Annotated in this window: 8 protein-coding genes; 4 read left to right on the plus strand and 4 right to left on the minus strand. The window is 67.0% G+C overall.

The features are described 5' to 3' along the window. On the minus strand, positions 1-361 hold a 361-nt coding region (locus tag C0461_RS12720; RefSeq protein ID WP_292107527.1), incomplete at its 3' end, for an NUDIX hydrolase. Positions 362-433: 72 nt separating this feature from the next. On the opposite strand from C0461_RS12720, the gene C0461_RS12725 reads away from it, so the two are divergent. The 4 genes from C0461_RS12725 (at position 434) to C0461_RS12740 (ending at position 4,692) form a co-directional block, all read left to right on the plus strand. Next, positions 434-1,840, plus strand: coding sequence for an FAD-binding oxidoreductase (locus tag C0461_RS12725; RefSeq protein ID WP_292107528.1), 1,407 nt, complete (start codon positions 434-436; stop codon positions 1,838-1,840). 64 nt (positions 1,841-1,904) lie between these two features. Next, positions 1,905-2,678, plus strand: coding sequence for a peroxide stress protein YaaA (gene yaaA / locus C0461_RS12730; RefSeq protein ID WP_292107529.1), 774 nt, complete (start codon positions 1,905-1,907; stop codon positions 2,676-2,678). 84 nt (positions 2,679-2,762) lie between these two features. Beyond that, positions 2,763-3,623, plus strand: coding sequence for a 3-hydroxybutyrate dehydrogenase (locus C0461_RS12735; protein WP_292107530.1), 861 nt, complete (start codon positions 2,763-2,765; stop codon positions 3,621-3,623). Between the two features lie 19 nt (positions 3,624-3,642). Continuing rightward, the gene (locus tag C0461_RS12740; protein WP_292107531.1) at positions 3,643-4,692 is read left to right on the plus strand and encodes a patatin-like phospholipase family protein; all 1,050 of its coding nucleotides are present in this window, start codon (positions 3,643-3,645) and stop codon (positions 4,690-4,692) included. Here the strand turns inward: C0461_RS12740 and tatC are convergent. The 3 genes from tatC to tatA are packed head-to-tail and all read right to left on the minus strand — an operon-like array spanning position 4,689 to position 6,402. After that, positions 4,689-5,567 carry a twin-arginine translocase subunit TatC gene (gene tatC, locus C0461_RS12745; protein ID WP_292107532.1) on the minus strand — a complete coding sequence of 293 codons (879 nt, stop codon included), beginning with the start codon at positions 5,565-5,567 and terminating at the stop codon, positions 4,689-4,691. The two genes, C0461_RS12740 and tatC, sit on opposite strands and share 4 nt — an antisense overlap. Beyond that, positions 5,564-6,157: a Sec-independent protein translocase protein TatB gene (tatB, locus tag C0461_RS12750; protein WP_363378562.1), complete on the minus strand. Its 594-nt coding sequence runs from the start codon at positions 6,155-6,157 to the stop codon at positions 5,564-5,566. Before tatB ends, tatC begins: the two co-directional genes overlap by 4 nt. A 26-nt stretch (positions 6,158-6,183) precedes the next feature. After that, entirely contained in the window at positions 6,184-6,402 is a 219-nt protein-coding gene (gene tatA / locus C0461_RS12755; RefSeq protein WP_292107533.1) for a twin-arginine translocase TatA/TatE family subunit, read from the minus strand. Positions 6,403-6,476 lie beyond the last annotated feature (74 nt).

Genomic DNA, 6,476 nt, shown 5'->3' on the forward strand with positions numbered 1-6,476 from the left:
GCGTCTCCTCCCACGCCACCAGATCATCCACCGACGAAAGCGGATGGAACGCCGCTTCGGCCGCGTCGTCGCCCGCGACAGGCTTTCCGGCGGTCCATTCGGCGCGGTAGTCGATCATGACATAGTGCCGGTCGTGATCGGGGAAGACGCCGTCCACCACCGCCAGCAGGCCCGTGATGACCGCGTCGACGCCGGTCTCTTCCTTCAGTTCGCGCAGGGCCGCGTCCAGAACCCGCTCGCCCGGCTCGATCCGCCCGCCCGGCAGGCTCCATTCCCCCAGACGAGGTTCGGTGCCGCGCCGGATCAGCAGCACCTGATCGCCCTTGAGGCACACCACGCCGACGACAGGCACAGGGGTCATTCAGCAATCCTCACGCGGGCGATCACGCATTCTGGCTTTCCTGATCCATGCGGGTTTGAGACAAGCGTGTCCATGCCCGCACCCTCCCCCACCGTCCTCGACGAACTGAAATCCATCCTCGGCCCCAAGGGCTGGACGCAGGATGCGGACCTGATTGCGCCGCGCGTGGTCGAGTGGCGCGGCGCCTGGGAGGGGAACACCCCCATCCTGCTGACCCCCGCCTCCACCGAGGAGGTGGCTCGGGCCGTGGCGGTCTGTGCGCGCGAGGGCGTGGCCATCACGCCCCAGGGCGGCAATACGGGACTGGTGGGCGGTCAGATTCCCTATGGCGAGGTTCTGATCTCCATGAACCGCATGCGCGCGGTGCGTCAGGTCCTGCCGCTGGAGGACGTGATGGTGGTGGAGGCCGGACTGACGCTGAAGGAGGCTCAGGACGCCGCCGCCGCCGCCGACCGCTTCTTTCCGCTGAGCCTCGCCGCCGAAGGCACGGCGACGGTGGGCGGGGTCATCTCCACCAACGCCGGCGGCACGGCGGTGCTGCGCTACGGCGTGGCGCGGGATCTGGTGCTGGGGCTGGAGGCGGTGCTGCCCAACGGGCAAATCTTCCACGGGCTGAAACGGCTGCGCAAGGACAACACGGGCTATGACCTCAAGCACCTGCTGGTCGGGGCCGAGGGAACGCTGGGCATCGTGACGGCGGCGGCGCTGAAGCTGTTTCCGGTCATGCGGTCGCGGGCCACGGCGGTGGTGGGGCTGGAGACGCCCGCCGCCGCGCTGGAGCTGCTGGCCGTGGCCAAGGCCGAGACCGGCGGGGGCGTCGAGGCGTTCGAACTGATGAACCGGCAGGGCATCGAGATCTGCCTGGCCCACATCCCCGACACCCGCGATCCGCTGGATACGCCGAGCCCGTGGGCGGTGCTGATCGAGCTGGTCTCGGGCGAACCGGGCGCGGCCGAGCGCGGCATGGAGCGCATTCTGGAGGACGCCTTCGAGCGCGGCCTGATCTCCGATGCGGCCATGGCTCAGAATGCGGCGCAGGCGGCGCAGTTCTGGCGACTGCGCGAAGAGATGTCGGCAGCCCAGAAGGCGGCGGGCGGCGGGTGGAAGCATGACGTGTCCCTGCCCCTGAGCGCCCTGCCGGAGTTCGTCGACCGCGCCCACGCGGCGTTGAACACGCAGTTCGAAGGCATCCGGCTGGTGACCTTCGGGCATCTGGGCGACGGCAACCTGCACTACAATGTGGTGCCGCCGGTGGGTGCGGATCCCAAGGCTTTCGCTGCGCGCAAGGACGAGGGCGCGCGAATCGTCCACGACATTGTCGGCGAACTGGAGGGCTCTATCTCCGCCGAACACGGCCTGGGGCGGCTCAAGACCGAAGAGGCGCTGCGCTACAAGGACCCGGTCCAGGTAGCCGCCATGCGGGCTGTGCGAGCAGCCCTCGATCCACAGCGGATCATGAACCCCTCGGTCCTTTTCTGAGCGCCAAGGTTTCAATCGTCACCCGCACGGCCTATCTGCCCCGAAACCTCCGGAGGCCGTGCCTTTGCTTATCGTCCTGTCGCCCGCCAAGCGTCTGAACTATTCCGAAGCCCCCACGGCGATCCAGCCGACCCGACCGCGCTTCGATGCCGACATCACCGAACTGGCCAAGGTGACGCGCAAGCTGACGCGCGCGGACCTGCGCCGTCTGATGCACATTTCCCAGCCGCTGGCCGACCTGAACCATGAGCGCTTCCAAGCCTTCGACCCGGACAGCGACGAGGGCGCCCTGCCCGCCGCGTTCGCATTCGCCGGGGATGTCTATGACGGGCTGAAGGCGCGCGATCTGGACGACAAGGCGCTGGCCTGGACGCAGGATCACCTACGCATATTGTCGGGTCTCTACGGCCTGCTGAGGCCCCTGGACGCCATCCACCCCTATCGTCTTGAGATGGGCGCGCGGCTGCGCACCAAGCGGGGGGCCAACCTTTACGATTTCTGGGGCGACCGCATCGCCAGGCGGCTCAACGCCGACGCCGAAGGTCAGACGGACCCCTCGCTGGTGAACTTGGCCAGCCAGGAATATTTCGGCGCCGTAGACGCCCGGGCCCTGAAACTGCCCGTGGTCACGCCCCAGTTCCGGGAACTGCGCGACGGCGAGAGCCGGATCATCTCGTTCTTCGCCAAGAAGGCGCGGGGAATGATGGCGCGGTGGGCGATCGACAACCGGGTCGACCGGGCCGAAGACCTGAAAGGCTTCGACCTTGAGGGCTATGGTTTCGACAAGGCGGCGTCGAGCGACAACGAGTGGATATTCATCAGGTCGGGAAAATCCTGACGACCTGTCGCCACCGGCGCAGACTGCCGCTAGATTGACTGAAAGAACCGGCGGGCGACTCGCCGGCAGGATGAAAGACCCCGCATGTTTCAGTGGCTGAAAGGCATCTCCGGCTCCGACACGACGAAGGAAGCGCCGCGCCCCTTCAACCCCGACGTCAACGACCTGAAGGATCAGGTGGCGGTGATCTCGGGCTCCACGTCCGGGATCGGCCTTGCGCTGGCCCGTGCAGTGGCATCGCGTGGCGGACACGTGGTGCTGAACGGCCTGGGGGACCCGGCCGAGATCGAGCGCACCCGCTCGGGCATGGAGGCCGCCTACGGGGTCAAGGTCCGCTATCACGCCGCCGACATGCGCAACGGCAGCGAGGTCGCCGACATGGTCGCCTTCGCCCGGCACGACCTGGGCCGATTGGACATTCTGGTGAACAACGCCGGCGTCCAGCACGTGGAGGCCATCGACAAATTTCCCGCCGACAAGTGGGAGCAGATCATCGCCATCAACCTGTCGTCGGCCTTCTATGCGATCCGCGCCGCCGTGCCGATCATGAAGGCGCAAGGGCGCGGGCGGATCATCAATGTGGCCTCGGCCCACGGTCTGGTGGCCAGCCCCTACAAGTCCGCCTATGTGGCCGCCAAGCACGGGGTCATCGGCCTGACCAAGACCGTGGCGCTGGAGCTGGCCGAGCAGAACATCACCTGCAATGCCATCTGCCCGGGCTTCGTCGAGACCCCCATCGTTGAAAAGCAGATCGCCGATCAGGCGCGCACCCGCGGCATTCCGCGCGAGAAGGTGCTGGCCGAGGTGATCCTGAAATCGCAACCCACACGGCGATTCGTGACCACCGACGAGCTGGCGGGCATCTTCCTCTATCTGGTCAGTGATCTGGGGGCCTCGGCCAACGGGGCCAGCTTCTCTATCGACGGCGGCTGGACCGCCCAGTGACCCCGGCGGAGGGACAGGCTTGCTGAAGCGGAAGAAACCCTCCGATCCGAACCGGCTCCGGCCCATCTGTCTGGCGCTTCAGGGCGGCGGATCCCACGGCGCGTTCCAGTGGGGCGTGCTGGACCGGCTGCTGGAGGACGGGCGGCTGGAGATCAAGGCGGTGACCGCCGCCTCGGCCGGGGCCATGAACGGCGCAGCGCTGATTTCCGGCATGGTGGCGAACGGGCGGGACGGCGCCCGGGAGGCCTTGGACAAACTCTGGCGTGAAACCAACCAGTCCGGCGGCCGTAACGTGTTCGGCGACAGCGGGGTGTGGAGCGCCATGACCAATCCCGGCTGGCTGAAGGAGACGCCCTTCTGGCGCTCGTTCAAGGCCATGGCCCTGTCGTCCAGCCCCTATGAGTTCAATCCCTTCAACCTGAACCCCTTGAAGCGGGTCCTGGACGCCTCGATTGATTTCGAGGCCGTGCGGGGCTCCCCGATCAAGCTGTTCGTGTCGGCGACAGCTGTGAAGCACGGACGGGCGCGAATCTTCACGTCGACCGAGATCAGCGACGAGGTTCTGATGGCCTCGGCCTGCCTGCCGCACCTGTTCCAGGCGGTGACCATTGATGACGAACCCTACTGGGACGGCGGCTATCTGGCCAACCCGGCGCTATGGCCGCTGTTCTATGACGATACGCCCGACGACATCCTGCTCCTGCCGCTGAACCCGTTCGAGCGGGAGGATACGCCCAGGGCGCCCGGCGAGATCATGGATCGCATGAACGAGATCGCCTTCAACGCACCCCTCACCGCCGAACTGCGCGCCGTGGCCTTCGTGCAGGAGCTGATCGAGGAAGGCCAGCTGACCGAGACGGCGCGGGGCCGCTATCGCCACATGCTGCTGCACGCCGTTTCAGCGGACGGACATCTGAACGACCTGTCGCTGGGGTCCAAGTTCAATACGGAATGGACATTCCTGCTGGACCTGAAGGCCCGGGGCCGAGAGGCGGCGGACCACTGGCTGGAGAATTGCCTGCCCGCTGTTGGCGAGCGGTCCAGCATGGACATGAAGCGGTTTCTCTAGGCCGCGGCGGCGGCCTCGTCCTCGCGGCGGCGGCGCGTCTCGATCAGGCGCACGCACCAGATCGATATCTCGTAGAGAATGATCAGCGGGAAGGCGAGCATGCTCTGGCTCACGGGGTCCGGGGGCGTGACGAAAGCGGCCACCACGAAGATGCCCACAACGGCGTATTTGCGCCCCTTGGACAGGGCTTTGGCGCTGACAATGCCGGCCAGACCCAGCAGGGTCATGACCACCGGCAGCTGGAAGCACAGCCCGAAGGCCAGCAGCAGGGCCGTGACCAGATTCAGATAGTCGGACACCCGCGTCATCAGGGCCACCGACACCTCGGCGGTGGCGATCTGCTGGCTGAGCGAGAACCACATGACGAAGGGCAGCATGATGAAATACACCATCGCCGTCCCGATCAGAAACAGGATGGGCGCCGCCAGCAGGAACGGCAGGAAGGCCTTGCGCTCGTTGCGGTACAGACCCGGCGCCACGAAGCCGTAGACCTGCCAGGCCAGGATCGGGAAGGTGATGACGATGGCGCCGAAGGCCGCCAGCTTGATCTTGGTGATTAGGAACTCGAGCGGCGCGGTGGAGATCAGCCCCACGGCCGAGCCCCCTTCCGGCAGCGGCGTGATCCCGGCGGTGGCCAGGATAAGGTCGATGGGCGACACGCCCTGCCCGCCCGACGCCTCATGCAGGGCGAAGGCGGCGGCGAACGGCTTGACCAGGAACACATAAAGCGGCCCGGCGAAGGCGAAGCACAGAATGAAGCCGAGGATGAAGGCGGCGACGCACACCAGCAGCCGGCTGCGTAGCTCGGTCAGGTGCTCGAGCAGCGGCGCGCGCGAGGATTCGATGTCGGCTTCGTCGTCCTCGGGGCGGCTCACGATCCCGACTCCGGGGTCTTCTTCGCGGCAGGCTTGCGGCGCGGCGCAGTCTTGGCGGGGGCCTCAGCGACAGGCCTGGCCGGTGTGGTCCCCGCCGTCGAGCTTGCGGGTTTGGCCTTCGGCTTCTTAGCCGGGGTGGCCTTCGGCTTCGCAGCCACAGCTTTGGCGGCGCTGGAGGTTTTCGGTTTGGGGGCAGCGACTTTGGAAGGCACCGATTCGGCGGGCGCCGTAATGGCGAGAGGCGATGGCTGGGCCGGCGGGTCGGAAGCGCCGTAGCTGGTGGGCACCACCGGCTTGTTCAGGTCCTCGCTGATCTGGCGGAAGGTGGCCTCGGTCTCGGCGCCGAGCGGCTTGGCCATCTGGCCGGTGCGCAGGGCCTCGACCTCCTTGCGCAGGTCGTCCAGCTCGGACTGGCGCGCCATCTCGTCGAAGCTGGCGCGGAAGTCGGCGGCCATGCTGCGCGCCTTGCCCATGAACTGCCCCACCCGCCGCATCAGAAGCGGCAGGTCCTTCGGTCCCACCACGAGCAACGCGATGATGCCGATCAACAGAAGTTCGGTGGCGCCGATGCCGGGGCCCAAGCCGCCCATGAATCAAGCTCTCTCCGCGAACGCGGTCAGCGTTGGGCTTCGTCTTTTTCGGCCTCGGTGCGCGGCAGGGCGCCGGCCGGGGTCTCGTTCGATTTCTTGTCGTCGTCGCCGCCGGACAGGCCGTCCTTGAAGGCGCGGATGCCCTTGGCGGCGTCGCCCATCAGGCCGGACAGTTTGCCACGGCCGCCGAAGAGCAGCAGCACGATGACCGCGATGATGATGATCTGCCAGATGCCGGGCTGCATGAGGTCTCGTCTCTGAATCCGAAAGCGGCGGCGGTATGCCGACGCGAACTACAGGCGACCATATAGGGCATCGT

It is taken from the genome of Brevundimonas sp. (assembly GCF_013823285.1).
GTDB lineage: Bacteria > Pseudomonadota > Alphaproteobacteria > Caulobacterales > Caulobacteraceae > Brevundimonas.

Excerpts from the sequence above, each read along its gene's own strand:
- tatA (WP_292107533.1), bottom strand. The coding sequence starts at position 6,402 with ATGCAGCCCGGCATCTGGCAGATCATCATCATCGCGGTCATCGTGCTG.
- tatB (WP_363378562.1), bottom strand. The coding sequence starts at position 6,157 with ATGGGCGGCTTGGGCCCCGGCATCGGCGCCACCGAACTTCTGTTGATC.
- C0461_RS12725 (WP_292107528.1), top strand. The coding sequence starts at position 434 with ATGCCCGCACCCTCCCCCACCGTCCTCGACGAACTGAAATCCATCCTC.
- C0461_RS12735 (WP_292107530.1), top strand. The coding sequence starts at position 2,763 with ATGTTTCAGTGGCTGAAAGGCATCTCCGGCTCCGACACGACGAAGGAA.